We start from the raw sequence: 26,785 nt of genomic DNA, 5'->3' as shown, positions 1-26,785 counted from the left end.
TTATTTCAAGAAGTTTTCAAAGTTTCCTTTGCAACTTCAACCACTTGCGCTGCGATCAACTCTGGAGTTGCTCATCAGCGGGAGGCGAATTCTACAGCGTTACAACCGCGTGTCAAACTCTTTTTTCTCACCGCTGCCGATCAATTCAGACCCGACCTACTTCCTACCAAAACCTTGCAAACTATTGATCTACAAGGCTTTTTCGTTTCCGTCTGCGCCGGAAGTGGGGCGAATTATAGACACCTCACAGAGGGCGTCAACCGTTAATTTCAAAATCGCCGAAATTGACCATTTCGTGATTACCTATATAGAAGAGCACGCGCGCCTTGCGCAATATATTGCCCAATGTTTGATTATTCCGCATCATGCATCATTACCTTTGCCCGGATCACACCCAGGATGTACATCTGAAATGTCTGAGAAATCCCGCAACATAGCCTCTGCCCTGTTCCCTCTGGGGCTGCTGATGATCGCCATGATCTCCATTCAAAGCGGCGCATCGCTGGCAAAGAGTCTTTTCCCTGTCGTGGGCGCGCAAGGCACCACGACCCTGAGACTGGTATTTGCCAGCCTTATTCTGGTTGCCGTCCTGCGACCGTGGCGGGCGAATCTGACAGCTAAGTCGTTACGCACCGTCGTGATCTACGGCATTGCGCTGGGTTGCATGAACCTTCTCTTCTATATGTCGTTGCAGACAGTGCCCCTGGGGATTGCAGTAGCGCTGGAATTCACCGGTCCGCTGGCTGTGGCTTTGCTGTCTTCCCGCAAGCCCATTGATTTTCTCTGGGTGACTCTGGCAGTCATCGGCCTGCTGTTGTTGATCCCGCTGGGGACCTCAGCTGCCGCAATTGATCTGCTCGGTGCCGGCTATGCTTTGGGCGCAGGCGTGTGCTGGGCCGCATACATCGTGTTCGGTCACAAGGCCGGCGCCGACAATGGTGTGCAGACAGCAGCGCTTGGCGTTGTGATTGCCGCGCTGTTCATAGGGCCAATAGGCGTAATACACGCAGGCTCTGCGTTACTGGATATTTCACTGATACCCGCAGCACTGGGTGTCGCCATCCTCTCGACTGCCCTGCCCTATAGCCTGGAGATGATTGCCCTAACGCGGATGTCAGCGCGTACATTCGGCACGCTGGCAAGCCTGGAACCCGTCTTCGCCGCGCTTTCAGGCCTGGTGTTTCTCCATGAAAGCCTTTCACTGACTCAATGGCTGGCGATCGGCGCAATCATCTTCGCGTCCATCGGCGCAACCCTTGGCTCTGCAAACAGCAAACCTCAATTGGTACCGGCCGACTGAACTTACCACGCATCAAGAAGCCATATGGCACTAGCATTTGTTACGCGCATGCGCCATGTTTGTACCTGACCGATTTATCTTCGGTGGCTATGCGTTACAGTTCAAAAGACTCATGGTCCAGTCAATCGGATGGATCGCGATCAGCAATGGCCCGCTAAGGAAAGGAATGAAATACATTTTTGTCGTATTGGCCATCTTGGCTGTGGCAGGTTGTGCAGCCACGTCCAAACCCGTCACGCAAAGCAAGCGAGGCATCCACATCAACTGCTCAGGCCTCACCTCGTCCTGGGCAAAATGCTACGAACTGGCTACCAACTCCTGCGCGTCGAGAACATTCAAGGTGATCGCCAAGTCCGGCGATGCCACCGAGGAGCCCGAAGACTATCCGTTCGGCCTGAACCCGGCGGGTTACACCAGCCGCAGCATGATCATCGTCTGCAGGAAAGCAGCACCACTGGCTGAACCGTTACCGCAGGACTGAGCCTGCGGCAACGCGAAAGCTTGATCAGACAGGAATCGTCCTGGCCTGCAGCCACAGCAGCGCAGTGCCCTGCAGCAATGGGCTCAAGCGCGTCAGAACCTGCACATGGTAGTCATTCAGCCAAGTGCGTTCTTCTGCGTTCAACATCGACACCTCAAGGCAACGGGTGTCGATAGGACACAGCGTCAGCGTTTCGAAGCGCAGAAACTCGCCGAACTCGGTTTTACCGGCTTCCTGGTTGATCACCAGGTTTTCGATACGCACTCCCCAGCGCCCAGGCCGGTAAGTACCCGGCTCGATGGACGTGATCATGCCCGGCAGCATGGCCGTCTGCGGTGTTGCAGGTGCCTGATAGGCAATGACCTGCGGCCCCTCGTGCACATTCAGGAAATACCCCACACCGTGCCCGGTGCCATGGCCGTAATTGACACCCTCACTCCAGATAGGCGCTCGGGCAATTGCGTCCAGCAGCGGCGACTGAATACCCTTGGGAAAGTGCGCACGCGATAGCGCGATCACACCCTTGAGCACGCGAGTACAGTCCTGTTTCTGTTCAGCGCTCGGTGTTCCGATCGCCACCATGCGCGTGATGTCGGTGGTACCACCAAGGTACTGCCCGCCCGAATCGATCAGCAGCAAACCGTCGCCTTCTATCCGCGCATGCTCCGCCTCGGTCGCGCGGTAATGCGGCATCGCGCCATTGGCGTTGAATCCCGCAATGGTGGCAAAGCTGGGCGAGACATAACCCGGACGTCGCTCGCGTGCCTGAGTGAGCTTTTCATCAATGGTCAGTTCGCTGACAGGCTCTCGCCCCAGCGCACTGTCCAGCCAGGCGAAGAACTCGCAGAGCGCGGCGCCGTCCTGCTCCATGGCCTGACGGATGTGGGCCGTATCGGTCTCGGTTTTTTGCGATTTCAGCAACGTGCTGGGGTTGAGCCCTTCAACCAGCGTGACCTCGCTGTCCAGGTAATCGAGCAGCCCGCAGGTAAGCCGCGCCGGATCGACCAGCAGTCGCGCGTCCTTAGGCAGTTCGCGCAAGGCGGCGCCAATCTGCGTGTATTCCATGAGGTTGATACCGTCGCGCTCCAGGCGCGCACGTACCGAGTCCGGTACTTTCTTCGAGTCCACGAACAGCGTGACGCTTTGCGGACCGATCAAGGCAAATGCGATGAACACCGGATTGTAGGAAACGTCTGCGCCACGCAGATTGAACAGCCAGGCGATGTCGTCCAGTGTGGCGATGAAATGCCAGTCAGCTTTTCGCTCGACGATAATCTGACGAACCCGCGCGAGTTTTTCGTTACGGTCCAGTGACGCCTGGGGAGGCAAATGCTCGTAAATCGGGTGAGACGGCAACGCGGGGCGGTCCTGCCACAGCTCGGTGAGCAGGTCGATATCGGTTCGCAGCCGCGCACCACGTTCGTAGAGCTTGCTTGCCAATGTCCGCGAAGAGGCAACGGCCAGAACCGCCCCATCAACGGCAACCACGCTCTCTGCCTTGGCTTCATCTGCCAGCCATTCGAGCGGGCCTTGCTGGCCGGGCATCAGCTTCACCAATTCGATGCCGCTGCCAGCCAGCTCTTTGGTGGCCTGTTCCCAATAGCGGCTGTCAGCCCATATGCCGGCGAAATCCTGGGTGATGATCAGCGTACCGACCGAGCCGTGAAAACCCGACAGCCACTGGCGCCCCTGCCAATAGCCGGGCAGGTATTCGGAGAGGTGCGGATCCGCTGACGGCACCAGATAGGCATCGATGCGCTCCCTGCTCATCAAGGCGCGGGTTTGCGCCAAACGTTCTGCCACGTCTGAACTGGCATTGGATTGCGTACTCATTGACTCTCCTGCTGACCCGGAAATTGACTGCTTTCACCGGTTCAGATAATGGAGCACTCATCGAGCCTGAGCAACCGCCCAGAACGCTGGCTGAATCAGAGAGGCGCGAATCGAGTCAGCCGCGCGCGCGATGTCCTGCTCGCGAGTGAAGCGCCCCAGACTCAGGCGTATGGTCTGGCTGGCGGCCTGCGGGCTCAGCCCAAGGGCCAGCAGCACATGCGACGGCAGGTTTTTCGCCGAGTTGCAGGCGGAAGTGGACGAAAAGGCGAGGCTCTCACCCAGCGCGGCGACGTCCAGATCGTTATGGGTGAACGTAAAACTGAGTGTGTGGGCAATCCGCTGTGTGGGACTGCCGTTGATACACACCCCGGGAATCCCGGCCAGGCGTTTACAAAGAAGATCGCTCAGCCGCTGTATTTCAACCACCTCACCTTCGAGCACCTCTGCCGCCAAGGCAAAGGCCGCGCCCATTCCGGCAATCTGATGCGTTGCCAGTGTCCCCGAGCGTAAGCCACATTCGTGCCCTCCCCCATGTATCTGGGCGAGAACACGCTGCTGCGCACGCGGACCGACGTACAAAGCGCCGATGCCCTTGGGCCCGTAGATTTTGTGTGCCGAGAGCGACATCAAATCTACCGCGAGCTGGCTGAGGTCGATTGGCAGCTTGCCAGCGCCCTGTGCAGCGTCGACATGCAACAGCGCCCCGTGCCCCCGTACGCGTCTGCCGATTTCGGCGATGTCGTTAACGGTACCCAGTTCGTTATTGACCAGCATCAGCGAGACCAGAAATGTATCGTCACGCAAGGCTGCACTGACGGCATCGGCACTGATCAGGCCCTCGCTGTCCGGCGCCAGCCAGGTGACCTCGACGCCCTCCTGCTCAAGTTGACGGGCGGTGTCGAGGGTAGCCTTGTGCTCGATCAGGCTGGTGATGATATGACCGGGTTTGCCTCCGGCGACGGCTGCCTGGCGCTTGGCACGCTCCTGAGCCACCCCCTTGATTGCCAGATTGCTGGACTCGGTCGCGCCAGAAGTCCAGATGATCTGCGAGGCCTTTGCACCCAGCAGGTGCGCAACCTGCTCACGGGCAAGCTCCACTGCAAGGCGGGCCTTCTGGCCGAACGAATGGGAGCTGGAGGCCGGATTGCCGAAGTTGCCTGACACCCCCAGGCAATCGACCATCACTCTGATAACGCGCTCATCCACAGGGGTGGTGGCGGCGTAATCGAAATACAGCACTGGCTCGTTCATGCGCGCTCCTCGTTCACAGACCATGAAGAGGATCATGCACGAAATCAAATAGAACTAAAAATTATCAATTAATATTTATATAGACATAAATAGAATATAAAGAAATTGGCCATCGTAAAGTCTGTTGATCTCTGCACGCCCGACTGAGGCGGCAGTCTGTGTCATTAAATACACATCGAAAGATGATATTTTTTTGACAGTCTTATAAATCAATATTTTAGATTCTCCAATCTACCATTTATCAAAAATCTAACAGAAACCTGACGAAATAATTTGACAGATACCCTGCCGCCACCGATATATAGGACCGTCAGGCACACTCCGGTTTTACGCAAATGCCGCAGAGCATAGCGTCGGAATAATCAGCCGAAGTTGACTGCTGTCCCGTCTCACCCTGTCAGTTATTTCCACGGCGCTTATCCGGCGCTGGCGGATGCCTGTTGACTCTCCATTCCTTTTTTAAATGCTGAATGCGTTCGGTGTGGCGGTAGCGTTGCCTGTTGCAATGCGACCCACTCGACGCTTATGCGTTGATGCTCGGTAAACGGCTCCCTGACTGGATCGACCGGTTCGGCGGTAGCGTGCCCGGCAATCAACGTACGTCTGCAACGGATGCCCGGTCACCCGCTTGGCAACGCACTGATTCATAGAAACATGGAGGCTTCGATGATTAACGTGACCAAGACGTACCTGGGTGATATCGACCAGTTCAAACGCTATGTCGAAGGCATCTACGCACGTGGCTGGCTGACCAATCACGGGCCGCTGGCCAGGGAGCTGACGGACCGACTCAAAGACTACCTGGGCGTCAGACACATTATTCTGACCAACAACGGCACCCTGGCCCTGCAAGTGGCCTATCGGGCGCTGGGGCTGAGCGGCAGCGCAGTGACTACGCCATTCAGTTTTGTCGCGACCAGCAGCTCGCTGCAATGGGAAGGCATCCGGCCCATCTTTGCCGACATCGATGCGCACACCTGGAACATCTCGCCCAACCACATCGAAAACAGCATTACCGAAGACACCACGGCGATCGTCGCCACCCACGTGTTCGGCAATCCTTGCGACGTGCAAGCCATCGAGCAAATAGCCCGCAAGCACAAGCTCAAGGTCGTCTATGACGGCGCACACGCATTCGCCGTGCGTCACGCAGGCCAGTCGGTGCTCAATCACGGCGACATCAGCACCTTGAGCTTCCATGCCACCAAGCTGTTTCACACCATTGAAGGTGGCGCGATCATCACCAACGATGACGAGCTGGCCAGACAAGCCCATCTGATGTGCAACTTCGGCATTTCCGGCGTCGACCGGATCGATAGCCTCGGCATAAACGCCAAGCTCAATGAGTTCTCCGCCGCCATGGGGCTGTGCATTCTCGACAACATCGGCAACATTCTCGAAGCTCGCGCGGAGATAGCCGACCACTACACTTCGTCGCTGCAAGATTATCTGGATCTGCAGACACCCCAGGCCGATAGCCAGCTGAATCACAGCTATTACCCCGTGGCCCTGCGCGACGAGCAACAATTGCTGGGCGTGCGCACGGCACTCAACCAGCACAAGATCAACCCTCGCCGCTACTTCTACCCTTCACTGGATACCCTTGAATACCTGCAGCCGCAACCCGGCCAGCCAGTCTCCAGAGCGTTGAGCGAGCGAGTGCTGTGCCTGCCGATCTATCCCGGTCTGCTGAGAAGCGAGCAGGACCTGGTCATCCGCACCCTGATCGAAGCCTGCAGCGAGACTGACTATCGGGCTTGCACCGTTGCACAGGTCTGCTGACGATCATGCCGAGCAAACACTCCCTCATTCGCAACACCCTCCTGAATTACAGCGGGCAGGCTTACGTACTGCTGATCGGAATTCTGATCATGCCGTTCTATCTGGGCCACCTGGGCGCCGAAGCGTACGGCCTGATCGGTTTTTTCACCCTGCTGCAGGCCTGGCTGCAATTGCTGGATGCCGGCCTGTCGCCCAGCCTGGTGCGTGCGGTGGCGCATGCGCGAGACACTCCAGCACGTAAACAACACCTGGGCCGTCTGCTGCGCTCGTTCGAACTGATCTTTCTGCCGTTGGCAATGTTCAGCGCCCTGCTTGTCGGTGTCCTCAGCCCCTGGATCGCCGCGCACTGGCTGAACGCAAACACGCTACAACCCGACACGCTGACCCATTGCATCACCTTGATGGGCATCATCATTGCCCTGCGCCTGTGTTCGACGCTGTACAAAAGCGCGATTCAGGGTCTTGAACAACATGCCTGGCTCAACGCCGCCAATGTGTCGATCGCGACGTTGCGCTACGTCGGTGGCCTGGTGCTGGTCAGTCAGTTTTCCCGGGACCCACGGGACTTCTTTGAATTTCAACTCGCGGTGGGGCTGATCGAAGCCCTGCTGTTTGCCGGCAAGGCACGTGGGCAAATGCCTGCGCCGCATTGGCTGACCGGTCTGGACTGGCCATTGATCAAGCCGATCCTGCCGTTCGCCGCCAGCCTGTCGCTGAGTGCTGTGCTGTGGATCGTGCTGACTCAGGTGGACAAGGCTCTTTTGTCGAATCTGCTGCCGCTGGACCAGTACGGCTATTTCTCATTGGTGGCGTTGATCACTACCGGCATCGTGATGCTGACCAACCCGCTGGTCCAGACGCTGCTGCCGCGCCTGACCGTGTTGATGGCCGAAGGGCGACGCGACGATATGCACGCCCTGTTTCTGGCCGCCAATCGCCTCGCCTGTACCTTTTTATTCCCGCTGGCTGCGGTCATTGCCCTGTACGCAGAGCCGTTGATCCTCGCCTGGACCGGCGATCCGGTTGCCGCGCGCTGGAGTCGTCCGGTGCTGGGCTGGTACGCGCTGGGCAGCGCCATCATGGCCGCCAGTGCCTTTCAGTTCTATTTGCAATACGCCTATGGCCGGATGCATTTGCACCTGTGGTACAGCCTGATATCGACGCTGGTCAGCGTGCCGGTGATGGTTCTGGCGATCCATTACCAGGGCGTGTACGGCGCGGCGTTGGCGTGGTTTTTTCTGCGGGCGACGTCCTTCGCGATATGGCCAGTCATCGTGCATCGACACCTGGCCCCCGGTCTTCATCGCCAGTGGTTGAGCGACATTCTGCGGATCAGCGCGATGAGCGCTGCAGGCCTGGTGGTCAGCGCCCCCGTCTTCAATCTGATTGCCGGTGAAAGCCGAATCAGCGTGCTTCTGGCACTCGCGCTCAGCGGGCTTGTCACCCTGACACTGGTGGCGACGAGTCACCGGCCGCTGGCATCGAAACTCTATGTTCTGTTCAGTAAACCGAGTACTTGAGCCATGGACGACACTGTAAAGAATACCGACGAAACCTGCCTGGCGCCGCCGCTGCTGAGCATCGTATGCCCCGCCTACAATCAAGAGGGCTTCATCGCTCAGACGCTGGACGGGCTTTTGGCACAGCAGACCGATTTCAGGTACGAAATCCTGATCAACGACGACGCCTCCACCGACGGCACCGCGCGCATCATTGCGCACTACGCCGAGCGGTATCCGACGATCATTCGGACCTTCTATCAACAGGTCAATCAGTACAGTCAGGGCAGCGCGTGCGTCCCGGGCCTGTTTGGCGAAGCACGCGGTCGCTACATCGCCTACTGCGAAGCCGATGACTACTGGACCGATCCGCAAAAACTGCAGCTGCAAGTGGACTTTCTCGAAGCTCATCCGGATTACGTCATCACTTATCACGACGCGTTCGTCTTCGATGAACACGGGCAGTATGGCGTGCAGTTGCAAGGTCATCTGCGCGCCGATGCCTCGGCGCTGGAGTTGCAAAAAGCGAGACGCCTCTCGACCCTGACTGTCTGTTTTCGCAATGTGTTCAGCCAGATGCCGCCCGAATTGAGCCTGTGCAGCGCGCCGTTGAACGATATGTGCTGGTGGTCGTTGCTGGGGGCCTACGGCAAGGGCAAGTTCATGGCCGGGATCAAGCCGGCCGCCTATCGCATGCACCCTGGCGGGGTGTTCTCGATGCGCAGTGACAAACGCAAGTTGCACATGAACCTGCAGACCTGCTCAAGCCTGGCCAACTATTACAACCGCCTGGGCAATCAGCCGCTGTACCAGTATTTCCTGATGCAGACGGTGTGCCTGTCGCTGGCCGCACTCGCCCCCCGCCACAAGCTGCAGACGGTGTGGAAGGTGGCAGGCAACGTGATCGGCAATCTGCGCAGGCGCCTGTTGCCGGACACTGGCAACGCTCATGTTCAGTAGTGTGCTGGTGTTGTGCGTCGGCAACGTTTGCCGCAGCCCGATGGCGGTCGCGATGCTGCATGAACGCCTGAAGGCCACTCAGGTGCGTATCCAGTCGGCAGGCATCGCCGCGCTATCGGGTTCGTCGATCGACCCGACGGCACATGCGGTGCTGCAGTCGCACCGGGTGCAGCCTCGGCGGCATGCCGCTCGCCAGGTGAATCGCGAGCTGCTGCGCGAGGCCGACCTGATCCTGCTGATGGAGCAGGCGCATTTTTCCAACGTCCTCGAACTGGCCCCCGAAGTGCGCGGCAAAGCGTTTCTGATCGGTAAATGGCAGGACCCGCTCGACATCACCGACCCTTACCGGCGGCCCGCGTCAGCCTTCGAACAGACCTACGCGCAGCTCTCACGCTGCATCGACGACTGGCTTCCCCATTTTCAGTCAGGAGCACCAGGATAAATGACCGTCATGAACCATCCTTCCCTGAATTTCCAAGCGGACTCCCGGATTGATCTGGCAACGGTCCTGCGGATGCTGTTCGATCACAAAACCCTGATCCTGTGGATTGTCGGCCTGTTTTTTCTGCTCGGCCTGGGCTACGCCATTCTGGCCACGCCGGTGTATCAGGCCACCGCCATGATTCAGATAGAACCCCGAAAAATCGGCATCGAGGGTACGCCGGAAGTCAGTGCCAAGCCACTCTCGGTGTCGCAGGCGACCACCGAGATCGAGTTGATCAAGTCCCGCGCGCTGCTGGGCAAGGTCGTCGACGATCTGAAGCTCAATAGGCTCCAGACACCTGATTTGTTTCCTGTGATCGGTCCTTATCTGTATCGCACCTTCAAGCCCGCACGTGACGGTGAACTGGCGCAGCCTTTATTTGGCCTGACCCAATATGCGTGGGGCGGCGAAAAAATAGAGGTGTTCCAACTGGAAGTGCCAGAGCACCTGCTGGGTGAAAAACTCACCCTGACCGCAGGCAAACCCGGCCAGTTCTCGCTCTACGATAGCGAACACAATCTGCTGCTCGGCGGGGCGATCAATCGCGTGGTCGAAGGCCAAGGAATCAAGATTCAGGTCGCTACGTTGCAGGCCCGGCCCGGTACCGATTTCACTGTCTCCAGACAGCGCACACTCAGCACCGCGCTGATCTATCAGAACCGCCTGAAGATCGCCGAGGCCGGCAGGGATTCGGGGATCATCTACCTGTCGATCGAGGACCAGGATGCGCAACGGGCCAACCGGATTCTTGATGAAGTCAGCCATCTGTATGTACGCCAGAACGTCGAGCGCAGTTCTGCCGAAGCCGCCCAGCGACTGCAGTTTTTGCGCTCGCAGTTACCCGCCGTACGCAAGCAGCTCGAAGAATCGGAAACCGCACTGAATACCTTCCAGACCAGCGCCCGGTCGGTGGACCTGAGTATCGAAACCAAGGGGGTGCTTGACCAAGTGGTCAGTCTCGACTCAATGCTGTCGGAACTGAAACTCAAACGCGTCGAACTGGAACGGCTGTATACCCGCGAGCACCCGACCTATCGCAGCCTGATGAGCCAGATGAACCAGCTGGAACAACAGCGCCAGGGCCTGCTGAAAAAAATCGACGCGCTGCCCATGACCCAGCAGGAGTTGTTGCGCCTGACCCGTGATATGCAGGTCATCAGCCAGACCTACACACTGATGCTCAACAAAAGCCAGGAGCAGGACATTCTGCGCGCCGGCAACATCGGCAACGTACGGGTCATCGATAACGCCGACACCAATGTCGAAAGACCCGTCAAACCGATGAAAACACTGATCGTGCTGATTGCCACGCTGCTCGGCGCGCTGGTCGCGATGACCATGGTTTTCGTGCGCCAGGCGTTCTATCGCGGCATCGAAAGCGCCGAGATCATTGAAAATCTGGGCATGCCGGTCTACGCGTCGCTGCCGCACTCGCGCCAACAGGAGCATCTGGACAAGCGCGACCATGCCGGCCAGGAGTCGAAGTTGCTGAGCATTGCCGCGCCCGCCGAGCTGGCGATCGAGTCATTGCGCAGCCTGCGCACAAGCCTGCACTTCGCCATGCTTGAAGCGCGCAACAACGTGCTGATGATATCCAGCCCGACACCGGGTGCCGGCAAGTCTTTTGTGTCGAGCAATCTGGCGACCATCATTGCCCAGACCGGCAAACGGGTCCTGCTGATCGATGCCGACATGCGCAAAGGCTACCTGCATCGCCTCTTCGGTCTGCAACCCAAACACGGGCTGTCCGACACACTGGCGGCGCGTCTGCGCTGTACCGAGGTCATCAACAGCACCCGTGTCCGGCATCTGGATTTCATCTCCTGTGGTTTCGCCGCGCCCAACCCCTCGGAGCTGCTGATGCATGACAACTTCCACAAGATACTTGCCGAACTGTCGCCGCTGTATGACCTGATTCTGATCGACACCCCGCCCATCCTGGCCGTGACCGATGCGACGCTGGTGGGCCGTCAGGCGGGCACTTGCCTGCTGGTGGCGCGCTTTGGCATGACCACCGTCCAGGAAATCGAAGCCAGCAAACGCCGTCTGGGTCAGAACGGAATTCTGATCAAGGGCGCCATTTTCAACGCGGTGGTGCGCAAGGCCACGACCTCCGACTACGACTGCGCCGCCTACGGCTACAACTACCACCCCGCGCCCCGATAGCCGGGGCGCTGCTTGCCGCTGACCGAGCTGTTTCATTTAAAAGGAATTAACCATGTCCCACTCCGACCAGGATGTCCGCTGGTACCTGATCCAGACCAAACCACGGCAGGAAGCCCGCGCCGAAGAACATTTGCGGCGTCAGCAGTTCGAGTGCTATCGACCGTTACAGGCCGATGCAAAAAAACCCGGCACCAGGGTTCAGGCCGGCGAGGCCTTGTTCCCCGGTTATCTGTTCATTCACATGGATCAGGTGCAGGACAACTGGTACCCGATTCGCTCCACCCGCGGCGTCTCGCGCATCGTGACTTTCGGTGGTCATCCGGTCCCGGTTCGGGATCATCTGATCGAGCAGATCCGCCAACGACTCGCCACACCCGCGCCGAAAACACAGTTTACCCAGGGGGACGCGGTGCTGATCACCCATGCCAGCTGGGGTGACGTCGAGGCCATCTTTCTGAGTGAAGATGGCACGCAGCGCGCGGTGATCCTGCTCAATATGCTGCAACGTCAGCAAAAAGTGGTGTTGCCGATCAGCAGCCTGTCGCGAATCGAGGCGAGCGCCTAGCGCTCGAACCCGCCGCAACCTGCCGCACGACGTGTACTGAAAGCATGCGTCGCACGCCTGTTTCACCAGCCTCGGAATCGCACCATGCCGCGCCAGACCACCCTGGTGACGCTCACCTATGGTGACCGTTTCAGCTATTTGCACACCCTGATCAGCCGCTCGCTGGAAAGCCCGCTGATCGGCCGTGTGATCGTTGTCAGCAATGCTTCCACCGCGCCACTGCAAGCGCTGTGCGATGAGTGGCCCGATCGGGTTCAGGTGATCTGGCTGCCGCACAACACCGGCTCGGCCAATGGCTACTCGGTGGGCATTAACGCCGCGCTGCAAACCGGAGACGACTGCATCTGGCTGATGGACGACGATAACGCACCGACCGCGCATGCCATCGAGGCATTGCATCGATCCTTGCGTGAACGGCAACTCATCGACGGCCAGGACAACTGCGCGGTGCTCGGCTTTCGCCCCACGCATCAAGCCGACATCGCCGCAGGTGTGCCGCTGCAATATGCGATCCAGCGGCGCTCAAGCTTCTTCGGCTTTCACATCGCACAGTTGCCGTACAAGATCTGGCGACGCCTGCCGTGGGGAAAGCCCGATGCCACCCGGCTGATGCCGGAACGCGTGCAACTGCCCTTTGCCACTTACGGCGGGCTGCTTGCCCATCGCAGCCTTTACCAAAAGATCGGCCTGCCGCTGGATGCTCTCAAGCTGTACAGCGATGACAGCGAATACACCTGGCGCATCACCGACGGTGGCGGAAAGCTGTTTCTGGTGCCCGATGCGCGGCTGGACGATCTGGAAGACTCCTGGAACATCAAGGCACGTACCCGCAATGTCTATGAAAGCTACCTGCTGGGCGGATCGGATCTGCGCGCCTACTACGCAGCGCGCAATCAGGCCTGGTTCGACAAACATGTCTGGGCGGCCTCCCCAATCAGCTATCGGCTCAATCGCTGGGTTTTTCTCTGCCTGCTGAACCTGTATGCCTGGCGCTGTGGCGCAGTGCAGCGTCTGGACCTGCTCAACGACGCCATTCGCGAGGGCGAAGCCGGCAGGCTGGGCCTGAACAGGGCCTACCCGCTATGAAAATCCTTTTCATCAACAGCCTCTACGCGCCCGATATCGGCGGCGGCGCAGAAATCATTCTGCAACGTACCGTCGAGGGCTTGCAGCAGCGCGGGCACAGCGTCGCGGTATTGGCCACCACTGACCGACCTGGCTTGCAACTGGCGGAGGTCAACCGGGTCAAGGTCTATCGAGCCGGCCTGCTTAACCGTTACTGGCACTTCATCGCCCAGCGTCCGGGCCGTCTGGCGCGCTTTGCCTGGCACTGGCGCGATCGCTACAACGCAGGCATGCGTGAGTACGTGGAGCGCGTGATGGAGCTGGAGCAGCCAGAACTGGTGGTGTGCCATAACCTGACGGGCTGGTCGGTCTCGGCATGGGACCAGATCACCCAGGCCAATTGCCCGATCGTGCAGGTGCTGCACGACTTTTACTTGCTGTGCCCGGCAAGCACGATGTTCAGAAAGGGCAAAAGCTGTCAGCGCCGCTGCACGACGTGCACACGGTTGCGCAGCCAGCATGCACAACAGTCGGAACAGGTCAGCGCGGTGGTCGGTGTCAGCCGCTTCATGCTCGACACGCTGCGGGAGCAGGATTATTTCAAGCATGCCAGAGGCTATGTGGTGCATAACGCCAGCCCGTTTACGCCAGCGCTTCGCGAGCAGCCCAAGGCACTTGTCGATAACGCACCGTTGCGTTTCGGTTACCTGGGCACCCTGTCGACCAACAAGGGGCTGGAGTGGCTGATCGAGCAGTTCCAGCGCCTGCCGTTCAAAGCCACCCTGCAGATTGCCGGGCGCGGACAGTCGACTGACGAAAAGCGCTTCAAAGCCATGGTCACGTCCCCCGACATCAGTTTCGTCGGTTTTCAGAGATCCGAGAACTTCTATCGCCAGATCGATGTGGCGATTGTGCCTTCCCTGTGGAATGAGCCGTTCGGCATGGTCGCGGTCGAGGCATGCGCGCACTCGCTGCCGGTCATCGCCAGCCGCATGGGCGGGCTCACGGAAATCATTCAGGAACCGCTCAACGGCTTGCTGTGCAGCCCCGATGATCCTGACTCACTGGGGCTGGCGATGCTCAGGCTGCATCAGCAGCCCGAACTGCTGGCACGCCTTGGCAGCCAGGCACGCAGCAGCGTCGCGTCGTTGATGAATCTGGACCTGATGCTGGACCAGTACGAAAGCATTTTTGCCCAGACCTTGCAGGACCGCAGCACGTAGCACGGCGAACGGGCGCAATCGCCCCATTTGACGACATCACGGACACGGTGTGGCACCCATCAGCTCACCTTCATCAGCAGGATGCTCAAGATGATTTTCATCAATGCACGGTTTCTTACCCAGGACATCAGTGGTGTACAGCGCTACGCAGAGCAGATGTGCCGAGCGCTGAAGCGACTGCGCGACGATCTGCTATTCGTTACCCCGCACAACATCAGACGGCATGACTGCGCCAGAGCATTGGAGGCGCACTGCATCGGGCGCTCCACCGGGCATGCGTGGGAGCAGATCGACCTGCCGCTGTACCTGAAACGTCGGGGCAGTCCGCTGCTGATCTCGATCAGCAACACCGGGCCCATGCTGTATGGCAACCAGATTGCGACTCACCACGACATCAACTATGTGCGCTACCCGCAAAGTTACACCCGGCTGTTCCGGCTGGCCTATCGGACCATCACCCCGATCCTGCTGTCGCGCGCCAAAACGCTGATCACCGGCAGCCACTTCTCGTGCAAAGAAATATCCTCGTTCTATGGCTACGCAGAAGACAAGATACTCGTCGTACCGGCTGCGGTCAGCGACGATTTCATCCCGGGGCCGACCGCGGTGAATCATCCGAAATACCTGCTGGCCGTGTCCTCGCCGGCCGTGCACAAGAATTTCAGGCGGATGATTCAGGCCTTTCTCAGCCTGCGTGGCCACACGGATCTGCAACTGCACATTGTCGGCGCAGCCAGCGCGCTGTTCGCCGACCCGAACCTGCAGCACCTCGCCTGCCGTGACCCGCGCATCCGTTTTCTGGGGCGCCTCAGTGATGCCGAATTGATCGAGCAATATCAGGGCGCGACCGCGTTCGTGTTCCCTTCGCTTTACGAGGGCTTCGGCATCCCGCCGCTCGAAGCCCAGGCCTGCGGCTGCCCGGTGCTGGCGGCCAATGCCGCATCGATCCCCGAGGTTCTGCAGGCCAGTGCGCTGTATTTCGACCCGCTGGACGTCAGCCACATGGCCGCAGCCATGCAGCGCATTCTGCTGGATGCGCCGTTGCGCAACGCGCTGCGTGTACAAGGCCTGCAAAACGTGCAGCGCTTTTCCTGGGAGCTTTCCGCGCAGCGCCTTTCCCAGCGCATCGACACGTTGCTGGCGTCCGACCCCGCGCAGCAAAGCAGACTGGACGTCACCGCCGAATCGTCCACCGGCAAACCCTGACTCCACAACAGCAACGCCAGGATGCGCGCCGTCGCATCCGCAGTAGCGCGGGCCATTACAGCAAGGAACGCCCATGAAAATCGCTATCGTCCACGACTGGCTGGTGAGTTACGCCGGTGCCGAGCGCGTGCTTGCATCACTGATCAACGTCTGGCCCGCTGCGGACCTGTTTGCCGTCATCGACTTCCTCAGCGATCAGGACCGCGCGCACCTGCACGGCAAGGTCGCCAGAACGACGTTTATCCAGAAGCTGCCCGGCGCCCGCAAACACTATGCGCGCTACCTGCCGCTGATGCCGCTGGCCATCGAGCAACTGGATCTGTCCGGTTATGACCTGATCATCAGCAGCAGCCACGCAGTGGCCAAGGGCGTGCTGTGCGGCCCGGACCAATTGCACATCAGTTATGTGCACTCGCCGATCCGCTATGCCTGGGACTTGCAGCACCAGTATCTTCAGGAGTCAGGGATGAACAAGGGCATCAAGGGTGGTCTGGCACGTCTGATCCTGCATTACATTCGCCTGTGGGACCAGCGCACGTCGACCGGTGTGGATGCCTTCATCGCCAATTCCGGGTTTATCGGTGCGCGCATCAGCAAGGCCTATCGACGCGACTCCACCGTCATCTACCCGCCCGTGGACACGCTCGGCTTCACTGCCCAAGGCGCGCGCGGGGACTTCTACTTCTGCGCCTCACGGATGGTGCCTTACAAACGCATGCCGATGATCGTCGAAGCCTTCGCCGCGATGCCTGACAAACGCCTGATCATGATCGGCGACGGACCGGACCTGGCCAAGGCGCAGGCCATTGCCAGCCAGGTGAGCAACGTGACGCTGCTGGGTTTTCAGCCAGGTAACGTGCTGCTTGAGCACATGCGCAGCGCCAAAGCGTTTGTCTTTGCCGCCGAGGAGGATTTCGGCATCAGCCCGGTCGAGGCCCAGGCCTGCGGCACGCCGGTCATCGCCTTCGCCAAGGGCGGCGTCATGGAGACCGTGCACGGCCTGGATCACCCGCAACCGACCGGCGTGTTCTACCGACAGCAAACGGTCGCATCACTGATCGCCGCCATCGGCGAATTCGAAGCGGCGCAATCACGCATCTCTCCCGAGGCCTGCCGGGCCAATGCCGAGCGGTTTTCGGTCGCGCGCTTCGAGCAAGAGATCAAGGCCTTCGTCGAGGACCGTCTGACCGCCTCAAGCGGGATCCATCTGGCGCGCCTGCCTCAGTCGCCATGGGTCGCCCAGGCATCGCCTGGCCTGGGCAGCGAACTGCCGGGCCGTGTTGTCTCCCTGAAAACCGTCTGAGCGAGCCCTTCCCATGCGTACTTCAGTCCGCGGCATTCTGCGTGCCCACCAGTCAGCGCTTTCACTCGCCCATCGCTTGCTGGACCTGACCGTCATCGTGCTGATCGGTTACTGGCAAACCGGGCTGACGGTCACCGACAGCACAGAGGCCTGGTCGCACATTTTCCTCGCGGTGCTGGTCTTTCACTGGGTCAGCGAGTACCACCAGTTGTATGGCTCATGGCGCGGCGAGCGCATTCTGCGCGAGCTGACCAAGGTCTTCAGTTACTGGGCGATGACCTTCATCACCCTGCTGTCGCTGAACAGCCTGCTGCTCAACCAGACGCAATTGCCCGATAACGGCCAGATGAGCTGGTTTGCGCTGGCACTCGCCGTGCTGTGCGGCTACCGGCTGCTGATTCGTCTAGCCCTGCACACGTTGCGTCGGCGTGGCTTCAACACGCGTCGGGTGGCGATCGTCGGCACCGGGCAGGTCGGCGAGCGGCTGGCCCGGTCCATCGCCCTGGCGCCCTGGATGGGCCTGATCCTGCTGGGCTTTTACGACACGCACCCGCAGCAGATGAATCTGCAGGCGCACAAGCGCCGCCCGCCAGTATTGGGTGATCTGCAGCAGTTGATCGACGATGCCCGCGCAGGCCGGATCGACAAGGTGTACATCACCCTCGCCTTCAGCGCCGAACCGCAACTGCGCGAGTTGATTACCGGCCTGAGCGACACCACCGCCTCGGTGTACCTGATTCCGGATGTGTTCATGTTCGACCTGCTGCATGCGCGCAGTGAAAGCATCAACGGCCTGGCCAGCATCAGCATTTTCGACTCGCCCATGGACGGTGCCTGGAGCCTGGCCAAACGTGCCGAAGACATCGTGCTGTCGAGCCTGATTCTGTTGCTGATCGCTGTGCCGCTGCTGACCATCGCGGCAGCCATCAAGCTCACCTCGACCGGCCCGGTGCTGTTCCGCCAGCGCCGCTACGGGCTGGACGGCCGCTCGATCATGGTCTGGAAATTTCGCAGCATGCGCGTCCAGGAGAACACCGACGGGGTGCTTCAGGCGACGCGCAACGACGCGCGGGTAACGCCGCTGGGCCGTTTTTTGCGACGCACGTCGCTGGATGAACTGCCGCAGTTCTTCAATGTGCTGCACGGCGACATGTCCATCGTCGGCCCTCGCCCCCATGCCATTGCCCACAACGAGCAGTACCGCGGGCAGGTCAGCGGCTACATGTTGCGCCACAAGGTCAAGCCCGGCATCACCGGCTGGGCGCAGATCAACGGCTGGCGCGGCGAAACCGACACGCTGGACAAGATGCGCATGCGCGTCGAATTCGACCTGGACTACATCGAGCACTGGTCGATCTGGCTGGACCTGAAAATCATTCTGCTGACGCTGCTCAAGGGGTTCGTCAACAAGAACGCCTTCTGATGCCGGCGCTGCCCCGAGCACACACCCAACACCCTCGGTACGCAACACGAACGGAGCAATCCCATGAAAGGAAAAACGTCATGAATCGAAGCGTTACTGCGTTACTGCTGGTCAGTCTGGCGCTGCAAGGCTGTGCATTCGCGCCGGGGCAACATATGACGCCGGATGACGTCACCCTCGACAAACCTGACGAGCCCCGGGCACAGTTGATCGAGGTGACCCCGAAAACCCTGCAGCAACAGCAACTGCGCGCCACCGCAGAGGCCAAGGCCCTGCCGCAGGCGCTGCTGGACTACAGAACTCCGGAATACGTGATCGGTGCTGGCGATACCTTGCTGGTCACCGTGTTCGAACACCCCGAACTGACCGCGCCGGGCTCACAGGACCAACTGGATGCCAACACCCGGGAAGTGCTCAACGACGGCACGCTCTACTTCCCCTATGTAGGCAGAATCCGCGCGAGTGGCAGAACGGTCAGCGAGGTTCGTGAGCAGTTGCGCATGGGCCTGGCGCCGCAATACACCGAGGTCAAGGTCGACGTCAAAGTGCTGCGCTACAACAGCCAGCGAATACTGTTGTCCGGTTCTTTCAAGGTCCCAGGCCCGCAACCGATTACCAATATTCCGTTGAGCCTGGTGCAGGCGGTGAGTGTCGCCGGCGTCGACCTGACCGACGCCAACCTGGCCGGGCTGACCCTGCGCCGGGAGGGCAAGGATTACCTGATCGACATCGACTCGCTGAACCGCCGGGACTCGCAACTGAGCCGGATCTTCCTCAAGGACGGCGATTACCTGCACCTGAACAGCAACTCGCGAAACAAGATCTACGTGCTGGGCGAGGTCCGTAACCCTCAGGTGATCTCGTTCGGCACCACCCGCCTGACCCTGCTCGAAGCGCTGGGAAACTCCGGCGGCCTCAGCCCGGACAGCGCAGACGGCGATGCGGTGTACGTCATACGCGGTGCGGAAAACTTTGCCCAGGCGCCTTCCACCGTCTACCACCTCAATGCGAAAAAGCCCACTGCCTACCTGCTGGCGGGGCAGTTCGAGCTCAAGGCGCAGGATGTGGTGTTCGTCGGCCCTGCCGATATCACCCGCTGGAGCCGCTTCATCAGCCAGTTGCTCGGCTCGGCCAGTGTGATACAGACCGGTGCGGCCTTTCGCAACTGACCCGGACGGCCGTTCACCCATCTCCCTGCACGCGGTTGTGCAGGGATTTTTTTGCCTGTCACACCGCGTCAGACTGTTGCCAGAGCAACAGCTGTTCGACAGTTGACGGCTTTTGCATCAGCGCGGCGAACTCTCTCCCCCTGCATGCAATACACGCAGACCCAATAGCTGCGGGCCATAGCCAGCCACACAAAGAGGCTGGCACATAAGCTGCTTTGCAGGTTTACGCTTATCGCAAGGACATCCCACATGCGCGTCGTTTCACTTTCAGGCAGCCCCTCCCCAAAATCCCGTTCCGGCGTTGTGCTGGCCCACGCCAGCCGCTGGCTGCAGAGCCACGGCGTTGAAGTCACCACATTGCGCATACGCGACGTCAATGCAGAGGACCTGCTTTTCGCCCGTTTCGACAGCCCGCAGGTGCTGGAATTGATCGAAGCGGTCAGCCAGGCCGATGGCCTGCTGATCGGTACGCCGGTGTACAAGGCGTCATTTTCCGGCGCACTGAAAACCCTGCTCGACTTGCTGCCCGAGCGCGCGCTGCATGGCAAAGTGGTCTTGCCGCTGGCCACCGGCGGCAGTATCGCGCACATGCTGGCCGTGGATTACGCGCTCAAACCGGTGCTGTCGGCGCTCAAGTCGCAGGAAGTGCTGCACGGCATCTTCGCCATCGATACCCAGGTCAGCTACGACGACAACGAACAAGGCGGTACGCTGGACGAAGTTCTCACCGAGCGCCTGCATGAAGGGCTGGAACATTTCCACCACGGCCTGCAACGCCGCTTGCAGGCGCGTCACAAGCAGGCTGGCGGGCATTTGCAACTGGCGTTGTAGATCCGCGGAATAGCCTCGGCATCAATGCTCGATAAACAGCGGATACAACGAGGCCACCAACAGCGCTGCCATCACGCCGTTGAAAATACGTAACCCGAGCGGATCACGCAGAACGTTGCGCAGCAAACTGCCAAAGCCTGCCCAGACGCCCACGCTGGGCAGGTTGATCAGCGCAAACACTGCCGAAATCACCAGCACATTGTAGAAGTAGCCCTGCATGGGGGTGTAGGTGCTGATCGCGCCGATCGCCATGATCCAGGCCTTGGGATTGACCCATTGAAAGAGCGCGGCGCTCATGAAACTCAGCGGCTTGCCCTGGCTGTCGACCTTATCGGACGCGGGCCCCGACGTGGCGATTTTCCAGGCCAGGTACAGAAGGTAGGCAGCGCCCACGTAGCGCAGGATGGTGTAGAGAACCGGCCAGGCCTTGAACACACTGCCCAGACCGAAGCCGACGGCCAGCACCAGAACGAAAAAACCGACACTGATACCCAGCATGTGCGGCAGGGTGCGACTGAAACCGAAATTCACGCCCGAGGCCAGCAGCATCATGTTGTTGGGGCCGGGAGTAATGGAGGTGACGAACGCGAAGAGCGTGAACGCCAGAAGCAAATCGAAAGAGAGAAACATGCTGCCTGTCCGGATCAGTGAGTCAGGTACTCACCCTATCGAAGGCGTTGCAGGAAACACACGGACAGTTAAAGGCCAATTGCAGCAGTACAGTTTTTACGTAAAACCCTTTTCAGGCAGACTGTTAACCTTGTGGCTGCTGCCCCATGACCCCCAGGTCAACGCTGGTTTCGCCTTTTTCATCGAAGTCCCGCGCCTGCTGGAGCTGCGGATCCGCCATCAATTGCGCCTTGCGTGCCTGATACTCATCAAATGACAGGCCGCGACGGTTGAGATCTTCAAGGGCCAGTTGATGGCTTTCTTCAGCACTGAACGCGCGCTGCTCGACAGCGTGGTGAGTGGAGCAGCCGGAAACCAGCGCAACAGTGAATGTCAGGACAAGCGCAAGGGCAAGCATACGGTTCATCAGGGGCCTCCGGTCGGCTTCATTTCAGGAATGAAGCAAGGTTACGCCTGCCCCTGACGCAGCAAAAATCATCCGCCGTGATAGTCGCTATCGACTGTTGCGAGCATTCTCGATCAACACCTCGCGCAACGCCTGAGCCGCCGCTGAAAGCTTGTGATCGGCGAGCATCATCAGCCCGATGCGCCGCTCGATCAGCGGCTCCACCAGCGCTACGCAGCAGGCCCCCAGTTCCTGCATCTGCCCGATGCACAGTGACGGCACCGCGCTGACGCCCAGACCATTGGCAACCATGCGCCCGATGGTCGACAACTGATGACTCTCGAACGCGACCGCCAGCTTGCCGTGGCGCGGCTCGATAGCCTGCTCCAGCAGCAAACGCACCGCCGACGGGCGTTGCAGGGCGATGAAGTCTTCACGCAGCAGTTCTTCCCAGGTGACCTCACACCGCTCGGACAGCGACGACTCCCGTGGCACCACGGCGACGAAGCGATCCATATAGAACGGGGTGAACGACAGGGCACTGTTCGACTCGGGCTCAAAGCCGATACCCAGTTCGACACGGCGATGGCGGACCATTTCCAGCACTTGCTCATTGATCACGTCATGCACCGCCACATTGACGCGCGGGTAGCGCCCGCGAAACACCTTCAAGGCCGCTGGCAGCAGGTTGCCGGCAAACGACGGCATGGCGGCCACCGATACCCGGCCCGTTTGCAGGGTAAAACGCTGACGCAGCAGTTCTTCGGTGTTGTCCCAGTCGGCCAGCAACTGGCGCGCCAGCGGCAACAGGGTTTCGCCTTCGGGCGTCAGACCGACGTTGCGCGTGGTGCGCGTCAACAGCTGCCCGCCAAGGTCCTCCTCGAGGCTCTTGATCGTCAGGCTCAAGGCCGGCTGCGACACGTTGAGTCGCTCGCCGGCCTGAGCGAAGCTCAGGTACTGCGCGACGGCCAGAAAAGCGCGAAGCTGCTTGACGTTCATATATTTGCTTTTCTTATGAATTGATCAGAAAAACAAAATTAACAAATCAGTCCTGCCGAGAGAAGATGCAGATCACCCGATCCTCCGGCAGTGCGACTGTCGGTCAACAACTACAAAAGGCGGATCATCATGGCTGGACTCGATAAACGAGTAGCGACCTACGAAGAAGCTCTTGCCGGGCTGACCGACGACATGACGGTACTCTGCGGCGGCTTCGGCCTGTGCGGCATTCCGGAAAACCTGATCGCGCAGATCAAGCGCATGGGCATCAAGGGCCTGACCGTGGTTTCCAACAACTGCGGCGTTGACGGCTTCGGACTCGGCATCCTGCTGGAAGACCGGCAGATCCGCAAAATGATTTCGTCCTACGTCGGCGAGAATGCCTTGTTCGAAAAACAGCTGCTCAGCGGCGAGCTGGAAGTCGAACTCACGCCACAAGGCACCCTGGCGGAAAAACTGCGTGCCGGTGGCGCGGGCATTCCGGCGTTCTATACCGCAACCGGTTACGGAACGCCGGTCGCCGAAGGCAAGGAAACCCGCCAGTTCAACGGCCGCAACGTGATTCTGGAAGAGGCCATTACCGGTGACTTCGCCCTGATCAAGGGCTGGAAAGCCGACCACTTCGGCAACGTTATCTATCGTCATACCGCACAGAACTTCAACCCGGTGGTGGCCACCGCCGGACGGATCACCGTGGTCGAGGTCGAGGAAATCGTCGAGCCCGGCGTGCTGCTGCCGACCCAGATCCACACCCCCGGCATCTACGTCGACCGGGTCATTCAGGGCACTTTCGAAAAACGCATCGAACAGCGCACCGTCAGAAAATCCTGATAGCGCAGCCTTGGCCGTACAACAATAAAGAGGCTTCAGACGATGGCACTTTCCCGCGAACAAATGGCTCAACGTGTCGCCCGTGAACTCAAGGACGGCTATTACGTGAACCTTGGCATCGGTATTCCGACCCTGGTGGCCAACTACGTGCCCGATGACATCGACGTCATGCTCCAGTCGGAAAACGGCCTGCTGGGCATGGGCGCCTTCCCCACCGAAGACACCATCGACGCGGACATGATCAATGCCGGCAAGCAGACGGTCACCGCGCGCATCGGCGCTTCCATTTTCTCGTCGGCCGAATCCTTTGCCATGATCCGTGGCGGCCATGTCGACCTGACGGTGCTCGGCGCTTTCGAGGTGGATATCGAGGGCAACATTGCTTCGTGGATGATCCCCGGCAAGTTGGTCAAGGGCATGGGTGGCGCGATGGACCTGGTGGCGGGTGCCGACAACATCATCGTCACCATGACCCACGCGTCGAAGGACGGCGAATCCAAACTGCTCACCCGTTGCAGCCTGCCATTGACCGGCGCAGGCTGCATCCGCAAGGTGCTGACTGATCTGGCCTACCTCGAAATCGAAAACGGCGCTTTCATCCTCCGCGAACGCGCACCGGGGGTCAGCGTGGAAGAAATCGTGGCCAAAACCGCAGGCAAGCTGATCGTGCCGGATGACGTGATCGAGATGAGTTTCTGAGTCAGGCGTCTTTGATGCGCCTCTCGTTGCCACACGCCCGTGTGGCCTGCGCAAAGGTATGACGCAGAGCGTCACGAAATGCATGCCAACGCGGAGAATTGGCACGATACTCGTTCCCAAGCTCCGGCCTGGGAACGCCGTTCTGGACGCTCTGCGTCCGCAATAGTCGGCTGCTTAAGTCACTCCCCGATAATAATTACAAAAAGAGGTGCCCCAGATGGCCGCCAACATAGAAGAAAGCCGCTCCGCCCGATTTGCCTTGCGCTGCGCCGCGTGGGCTGAACGCTGGTTTCCTGATTCATGGGTATTTGCCGCATTGGCGGTGGTCATCGTCACGCTGGCGACGCTGGCCATCGGCGCACGCCCGGCCGAGGCTGCCAAGGCGTTCGGTGACGGGTTCTGGAGCCTGATCCCATTCACCATGCAGATGGCCTTCGTGGTCATCGGCGGTTACGTGGTCGCCAGCTCACCGCCTGCGGTACGCCTGATCGACCGCCTGGCCCGGGTGCCACGCAACGGTCGTTCGGCCGTGGCCTGGGTGGCGCTGATTTCCATGCTCGCTTCGCTGCTCAACTGGGGCCTTTCACTGGTGTTCGGCGGCCTGCTGGTACGTGCCCTCGCCCGCCGCACTGACCTGCGCATGGATTACCGCGCAGCCGGCGCCGCCGCCTATCTGGGCCTGGGTGCGGTCTGGGCATTGGGGTTATCGTCTTCGGCCGCGCAATTGCAGGCCAACCCGGCCAGTCTGCCGCCGTCGATCCTGGCGATTACCGGCGTGATCCCGTTCACACAAACCATCTTTCTCTGGCAATCCGGGGTCATGCTCGCCGCGCTGGTGGTCATCTCACTGATCGTTGCCTACGCCACCGCGCCCGGCCCGAACAGCGCCCGCGACGCCAAGGCCTGCGGTGTCGACCCGGCCTTCAACCTGCCGCCACTGCCGCCTCGTACACGGCCTGGGGAATGGCTGGAATACAGCCCGCTGCTGATCATCCTGATGGTGGTGCTGGGCGTTGGCTGGCTGTTCAACGAGTTTTCGAGCAAACCGGCGATCACGGCGATTTCCGGACTCAACACCTACAACTTTCTGTTCATCATGCTCGGTGCTCTGCTGCACTGGCGGCCGCGCAGTTTTCTCGACGCCGTCGCGCGGGCGGTGCCCACCACCACCGGTGTGCTGATTCAATTCCCTCTGTACGGTTCGATCGCAGCGCTGCTGACCACGGTCAAAGGCGGCGATGCGCAAACCCTGGCGCATTACATCTCGACGTTCTTCACCAGCATTGCCTCGCACGACACTTACGCAATTCTGATGGGGGTCTACTCGGCCATATTGGGCTTTTTCATTCCGTCAGGCGGCGGCAAGTGGATCATCGAAGCGCCCTACGTGATGCAAGTCGCCAACGACCTGCAGTATCACCTCGGCTGGGCAGTACAGATCTATAACGCAGCCGAAGCCCTGCCCAACCTGATAAACCCGTTCTACATGCTGCCACTGCTGGGCGTACTGGGTTTGAAGGCGCGTGACCTGATCGGCTTCTCGTTCGTACAGCTGCTGGTCCACACGCCGCTGGTGCTGTTTCTGCTCTGGGCACTGGGCACCACGCTGGCTTATGTGCCACCGGTAATGCCCTGAATGGTTAAGCGTCGAACGCGTAGTCACGTTCGACCCGGCAGATTCGCGTGGTAAACGCCTGATACCAGCGCGAACGTCCCTGCTCGCGGACCTGGGCATGATCGGCCTGCTGTTTCCAGGCCAGAATCGCGGCTTCATCGCGCCAGTAGGACACGGTGATGCCCAGGCCGTCATCACCGCGCGCCGACTCCACGCCCAGAAAGCCGGGCTGTTGTCGGGCCAGGCTGACCATGCGCTGCGCCGCCTCGGCGTACGCCTGATCATCGTCAGGCGTACGCAACGAGGTGAACACCACGGCGAAGTAAGGCGTGGCAACCCGCGTGGCCATCATGCCGGGTTGCTCAGGCAGGCGCGGACGAACGCGGCCACCACAGGAGGCGTCTGACCCTGCAACGCAGCTCGCTCGGGCTGGAACAGTGTGGCGACATAAAACGGGTGCCCCTGCAACTCCATGCAGCGCACTTCGCCCTCAAGACCGCGCCCACTGACTTTCAGGTGCTCGCCAAACAGCGCCGACTCCAGCTCGCGGCGCAGGCCGTAGCGGCAGTGATAGCGCTCTTCGATGTCGAGCCTGCCATAGGCTTGGGCAATCAGCGTGTCGGGTTGCAACTGGATCGCTGCCACCGATTCAACCAGCGAGCAACTGAGTGGCTCGATGATCACGTTTGCCGCGTCCGGCGCCGTTTCGCCATGTTCGGCGTCTGCCCAGCCCAGCTGGTGGCGGGCATACTCGAGCAACGCGTGCTGAAAGCCTCCGCACGTACCCAGAAACGGCACCCGATGCTCGCGAGCGAAACGAATGGCCGTCAACGCGCCCTGCATGTCCCGATACGGGCTGGCCGGAACGCACCACAGCCCATCGAATTCGGCGAGTTGCGCACCGCTGCCGATCCGCGGCGTCGGCAACCATTCGAAACCGACCGGCACCTGCGCGGCATCCGCAGCTCTCTGCAAGGCCAATGGAATGGCCTGATGCGCAGGGACATCCGCACTGAAGTCGCCTATCAGACCGATCCGTATCCCGTCGCCTGTGTTGTCTGCTTTGCCCATGCCCTGCTCCCTGT

25 protein-coding genes are annotated in these 26,785 nt (G+C 60.1%); 18 read left to right on the top strand and 7 right to left on the bottom strand.

Features of this window, described 5'->3' with window-relative positions:
• Positions 1 to 412: 412 nt before the first annotated feature.
• Positions 413 to 1,300, top strand: coding sequence for a threonine/homoserine exporter RhtA (gene rhtA, locus AO388_RS17980; protein WP_003370628.1), 888 nt, complete (start codon positions 413 to 415; stop codon positions 1,298 to 1,300).
• Positions 1,301 to 1,466: 166 nt separating this feature from the next.
• Positions 1,467 to 1,781, top strand: coding sequence for a hypothetical protein (locus AO388_RS17975; protein ID WP_003370625.1), 315 nt, complete (start codon positions 1,467 to 1,469; stop codon positions 1,779 to 1,781).
• Positions 1,782 to 1,805: 24 nt separating this feature from the next.
• Here the strand turns inward: AO388_RS17975 and AO388_RS17970 are convergent, their stop codons facing one another.
• On the bottom strand, positions 1,806 to 3,614 hold the full coding sequence (locus AO388_RS17970; protein WP_058416867.1) for an aminopeptidase P family protein: 1,809 nt from the start codon (positions 3,612 to 3,614) through the stop codon (positions 1,806 to 1,808).
• A 57-nt stretch (positions 3,615 to 3,671) separates the two neighbouring features.
• Entirely contained in the window at positions 3,672 to 4,865 is a 1,194-nt protein-coding gene (locus AO388_RS17965) for a cysteine desulfurase family protein (protein ID WP_058416866.1), read from the bottom strand.
• 666 nt (positions 4,866 to 5,531) lie between these two features.
• Here AO388_RS17965 and AO388_RS17960 point away from each other — a divergent pair.
• The 13 genes from AO388_RS17960 to ssuE all read left to right on the top strand — a co-directional run bounded on the left by AO388_RS17960 (position 5,532) and on the right by ssuE (position 20,541).
• Positions 5,532 to 6,647, top strand: coding sequence for a DegT/DnrJ/EryC1/StrS family aminotransferase (locus AO388_RS17960; protein WP_003436464.1), 1,116 nt, complete (start codon positions 5,532 to 5,534; stop codon positions 6,645 to 6,647).
• Positions 6,648 to 6,652: 5 nt separating this feature from the next.
• Entirely contained in the window at positions 6,653 to 8,167 is a 1,515-nt protein-coding gene (locus AO388_RS17955) for a lipopolysaccharide biosynthesis protein (RefSeq protein ID WP_058416868.1), read from the top strand.
• A gap of 3 nt (positions 8,168 to 8,170) precedes the next feature.
• Complete coding sequence (locus AO388_RS17950; RefSeq protein WP_003370612.1) at positions 8,171 to 9,106, top strand: glycosyltransferase family 2 protein; 936 nt, start codon at positions 8,171 to 8,173, stop codon at positions 9,104 to 9,106.
• Positions 9,096 to 9,548 carry a low molecular weight protein-tyrosine-phosphatase gene (locus AO388_RS17945; RefSeq protein ID WP_003370610.1) on the top strand — a complete coding sequence of 151 codons (453 nt, stop codon included), beginning with the start codon at positions 9,096 to 9,098 and terminating at the stop codon, positions 9,546 to 9,548. The genes AO388_RS17950 and AO388_RS17945 overlap by 11 nt, the downstream gene beginning before the upstream one ends.
• The gene (locus AO388_RS17940) at positions 9,549 to 11,756 is read left to right on the top strand and encodes a polysaccharide biosynthesis tyrosine autokinase (RefSeq protein WP_058416865.1); all 2,208 of its coding nucleotides are present in this window, start codon (positions 9,549 to 9,551) and stop codon (positions 11,754 to 11,756) included. It begins immediately after the preceding gene.
• Between the two features lie 52 nt (positions 11,757 to 11,808).
• Positions 11,809 to 12,321: a transcription/translation regulatory transformer protein RfaH gene (gene rfaH / locus AO388_RS17935; protein WP_003436454.1), complete on the top strand. Its 513-nt coding sequence runs from the start codon at positions 11,809 to 11,811 to the stop codon at positions 12,319 to 12,321.
• 84 nt (positions 12,322 to 12,405) lie between these two features.
• A complete protein-coding gene (locus tag AO388_RS17930; protein ID WP_058416864.1) occupies positions 12,406 to 13,407 on the top strand; it encodes a glycosyltransferase in 1,002 nt (333 codons plus the stop codon).
• Positions 13,404 to 14,609, top strand: a complete 1,206-nt coding sequence (locus tag AO388_RS17925) for a glycosyltransferase family 4 protein (protein ID WP_058416863.1) — start codon at positions 13,404 to 13,406, stop codon at positions 14,607 to 14,609. Before AO388_RS17930 ends, AO388_RS17925 begins: the two co-directional genes overlap by 4 nt.
• A 90-nt stretch (positions 14,610 to 14,699) precedes the next feature.
• Positions 14,700 to 15,815, top strand: a complete 1,116-nt coding sequence (locus AO388_RS17920) for a glycosyltransferase family 4 protein (RefSeq protein ID WP_058416862.1) — start codon at positions 14,700 to 14,702, stop codon at positions 15,813 to 15,815.
• Between the two features lie 73 nt (positions 15,816 to 15,888).
• Positions 15,889 to 17,118, top strand: coding sequence for a glycosyltransferase family 4 protein (locus tag AO388_RS17915; RefSeq protein ID WP_058416861.1), 1,230 nt, complete (start codon positions 15,889 to 15,891; stop codon positions 17,116 to 17,118).
• Between the two features lie 13 nt (positions 17,119 to 17,131).
• Positions 17,132 to 18,541, top strand: coding sequence for an undecaprenyl-phosphate glucose phosphotransferase (locus AO388_RS17910; RefSeq protein WP_003370595.1), 1,410 nt, complete (start codon positions 17,132 to 17,134; stop codon positions 18,539 to 18,541).
• Between the two features lie 80 nt (positions 18,542 to 18,621).
• The gene (locus AO388_RS17905; protein ID WP_054081636.1) at positions 18,622 to 19,710 is read left to right on the top strand and encodes a polysaccharide biosynthesis/export family protein; all 1,089 of its coding nucleotides are present in this window, start codon (positions 18,622 to 18,624) and stop codon (positions 19,708 to 19,710) included.
• Between the two features lie 249 nt (positions 19,711 to 19,959).
• Positions 19,960 to 20,541: an NADPH-dependent FMN reductase gene (gene ssuE, locus AO388_RS17900; RefSeq protein WP_058416860.1), complete on the top strand. Its 582-nt coding sequence runs from the start codon at positions 19,960 to 19,962 to the stop codon at positions 20,539 to 20,541.
• A 21-nt stretch (positions 20,542 to 20,562) separates the two neighbouring features.
• On the opposite strand, the gene AO388_RS17895 is transcribed toward ssuE, so the two are convergent.
• The 3 genes from AO388_RS17895 to AO388_RS17885 form a co-directional block, all read right to left on the bottom strand.
• Complete coding sequence (locus AO388_RS17895; RefSeq protein WP_003370588.1) at positions 20,563 to 21,171, bottom strand: LysE family translocator; 609 nt, start codon at positions 21,169 to 21,171, stop codon at positions 20,563 to 20,565.
• Positions 21,172 to 21,295: 124 nt separating this feature from the next.
• On the bottom strand, positions 21,296 to 21,577 hold the full coding sequence (locus tag AO388_RS17890) for a hypothetical protein (RefSeq protein WP_054081634.1): 282 nt from the start codon (positions 21,575 to 21,577) through the stop codon (positions 21,296 to 21,298).
• Positions 21,578 to 21,664: 87 nt separating this feature from the next.
• The gene (locus tag AO388_RS17885) at positions 21,665 to 22,555 is read right to left on the bottom strand and encodes a LysR family transcriptional regulator (protein WP_003436436.1); all 891 of its coding nucleotides are present in this window, start codon (positions 22,553 to 22,555) and stop codon (positions 21,665 to 21,667) included.
• Between the two features lie 129 nt (positions 22,556 to 22,684).
• On the opposite strand from AO388_RS17885, the gene AO388_RS17880 reads away from it, so the two are divergent.
• From AO388_RS17880 to AO388_RS17870, 3 genes are all read left to right on the top strand, one after another.
• Positions 22,685 to 23,386 (top strand): CoA transferase subunit A, encoded by a 702-nt coding sequence (locus AO388_RS17880; RefSeq protein WP_003391701.1) that lies wholly within the window; start codon positions 22,685 to 22,687, stop codon positions 23,384 to 23,386.
• Between the two features lie 42 nt (positions 23,387 to 23,428).
• The gene (locus tag AO388_RS17875; RefSeq protein ID WP_003370578.1) at positions 23,429 to 24,085 is read left to right on the top strand and encodes a CoA transferase subunit B; all 657 of its coding nucleotides are present in this window, start codon (positions 23,429 to 23,431) and stop codon (positions 24,083 to 24,085) included.
• A 217-nt stretch (positions 24,086 to 24,302) separates the two neighbouring features.
• Positions 24,303 to 25,721, top strand: a complete 1,419-nt coding sequence (locus AO388_RS17870) for a short-chain fatty acid transporter (protein WP_003436434.1) — start codon at positions 24,303 to 24,305, stop codon at positions 25,719 to 25,721.
• Between the two features lie 4 nt (positions 25,722 to 25,725).
• Here AO388_RS17870 and AO388_RS17865 read toward each other — a convergent pair whose 3' ends face one another.
• Positions 25,726 to 26,052 carry an antibiotic biosynthesis monooxygenase family protein gene (locus AO388_RS17865; protein ID WP_042930865.1) on the bottom strand — a complete coding sequence of 109 codons (327 nt, stop codon included), beginning with the start codon at positions 26,050 to 26,052 and terminating at the stop codon, positions 25,726 to 25,728.
• Positions 26,049 to 26,771 (bottom strand): CTP synthase C-terminal region-related (seleno)protein, encoded by a 723-nt coding sequence (locus AO388_RS17860; protein ID WP_054081633.1) that lies wholly within the window; start codon positions 26,769 to 26,771, stop codon positions 26,049 to 26,051. Before AO388_RS17860 ends, AO388_RS17865 begins: the two co-directional genes overlap by 4 nt.
• Positions 26,772 to 26,785 lie beyond the last annotated feature (14 nt).

Origin of the sequence: Pseudomonas sp. ICMP 10191, from assembly GCF_001467335.1 — a bacterium.
In the GTDB taxonomy this organism is placed as follows: domain Bacteria; phylum Pseudomonadota; class Gammaproteobacteria; order Pseudomonadales; family Pseudomonadaceae; genus Aquipseudomonas; species Aquipseudomonas cerasi.
Note: the sequence above shows the minus strand (reverse complement) of the source record. Positions and strands in the feature narration are given on the sequence as shown.

Excerpts from the sequence above, each read along its gene's own strand:
- AO388_RS17875 (WP_003370578.1), top strand. The coding sequence starts at position 23,429 with ATGGCACTTTCCCGCGAACAAATGGCTCAACGTGTCGCCCGTGAACTC.
- AO388_RS17910 (WP_003370595.1), top strand. The coding sequence starts at position 17,132 with ATGCGTACTTCAGTCCGCGGCATTCTGCGTGCCCACCAGTCAGCGCTT.
- AO388_RS17965 (WP_058416866.1), bottom strand. The coding sequence starts at position 4,865 with ATGAACGAGCCAGTGCTGTATTTCGATTACGCCGCCACCACCCCTGTG.
- AO388_RS17895 (WP_003370588.1), bottom strand. The coding sequence starts at position 21,171 with ATGTTTCTCTCTTTCGATTTGCTTCTGGCGTTCACGCTCTTCGCGTTC.
- AO388_RS17890 (WP_054081634.1), bottom strand. The coding sequence starts at position 21,577 with ATGAACCGTATGCTTGCCCTTGCGCTTGTCCTGACATTCACTGTTGCG.
- AO388_RS17970 (WP_058416867.1), bottom strand. The coding sequence starts at position 3,614 with ATGAGTACGCAATCCAATGCCAGTTCAGACGTGGCAGAACGTTTGGCG.
- AO388_RS17905 (WP_054081636.1), top strand. The coding sequence starts at position 18,622 with ATGAATCGAAGCGTTACTGCGTTACTGCTGGTCAGTCTGGCGCTGCAA.
- AO388_RS17925 (WP_058416863.1), top strand. The coding sequence starts at position 13,404 with ATGAAAATCCTTTTCATCAACAGCCTCTACGCGCCCGATATCGGCGGC.
- AO388_RS17960 (WP_003436464.1), top strand. The coding sequence starts at position 5,532 with ATGATTAACGTGACCAAGACGTACCTGGGTGATATCGACCAGTTCAAA.
- AO388_RS17870 (WP_003436434.1), top strand. The coding sequence starts at position 24,303 with ATGGCCGCCAACATAGAAGAAAGCCGCTCCGCCCGATTTGCCTTGCGC.
- ssuE (WP_058416860.1), top strand. The coding sequence starts at position 19,960 with ATGCGCGTCGTTTCACTTTCAGGCAGCCCCTCCCCAAAATCCCGTTCC.
- AO388_RS17920 (WP_058416862.1), top strand. The coding sequence starts at position 14,700 with ATGATTTTCATCAATGCACGGTTTCTTACCCAGGACATCAGTGGTGTA.
- AO388_RS17915 (WP_058416861.1), top strand. The coding sequence starts at position 15,889 with ATGAAAATCGCTATCGTCCACGACTGGCTGGTGAGTTACGCCGGTGCC.
- AO388_RS17955 (WP_058416868.1), top strand. The coding sequence starts at position 6,653 with ATGCCGAGCAAACACTCCCTCATTCGCAACACCCTCCTGAATTACAGC.
- AO388_RS17860 (WP_054081633.1), bottom strand. The coding sequence starts at position 26,771 with ATGGGCAAAGCAGACAACACAGGCGACGGGATACGGATCGGTCTGATA.
- AO388_RS17880 (WP_003391701.1), top strand. The coding sequence starts at position 22,685 with ATGGCTGGACTCGATAAACGAGTAGCGACCTACGAAGAAGCTCTTGCC.
- AO388_RS17950 (WP_003370612.1), top strand. The coding sequence starts at position 8,171 with ATGGACGACACTGTAAAGAATACCGACGAAACCTGCCTGGCGCCGCCG.
- AO388_RS17865 (WP_042930865.1), bottom strand. The coding sequence starts at position 26,052 with ATGATGGCCACGCGGGTTGCCACGCCTTACTTCGCCGTGGTGTTCACC.
- rhtA (WP_003370628.1), top strand. The coding sequence starts at position 413 with ATGTCTGAGAAATCCCGCAACATAGCCTCTGCCCTGTTCCCTCTGGGG.
- AO388_RS17885 (WP_003436436.1), bottom strand. The coding sequence starts at position 22,555 with ATGAACGTCAAGCAGCTTCGCGCTTTTCTGGCCGTCGCGCAGTACCTG.
- AO388_RS17975 (WP_003370625.1), top strand. The coding sequence starts at position 1,467 with ATGAAATACATTTTTGTCGTATTGGCCATCTTGGCTGTGGCAGGTTGT.
- AO388_RS17945 (WP_003370610.1), top strand. The coding sequence starts at position 9,096 with ATGTTCAGTAGTGTGCTGGTGTTGTGCGTCGGCAACGTTTGCCGCAGC.
- AO388_RS17940 (WP_058416865.1), top strand. The coding sequence starts at position 9,549 with ATGACCGTCATGAACCATCCTTCCCTGAATTTCCAAGCGGACTCCCGG.
- rfaH (WP_003436454.1), top strand. The coding sequence starts at position 11,809 with ATGTCCCACTCCGACCAGGATGTCCGCTGGTACCTGATCCAGACCAAA.
- AO388_RS17930 (WP_058416864.1), top strand. The coding sequence starts at position 12,406 with ATGCCGCGCCAGACCACCCTGGTGACGCTCACCTATGGTGACCGTTTC.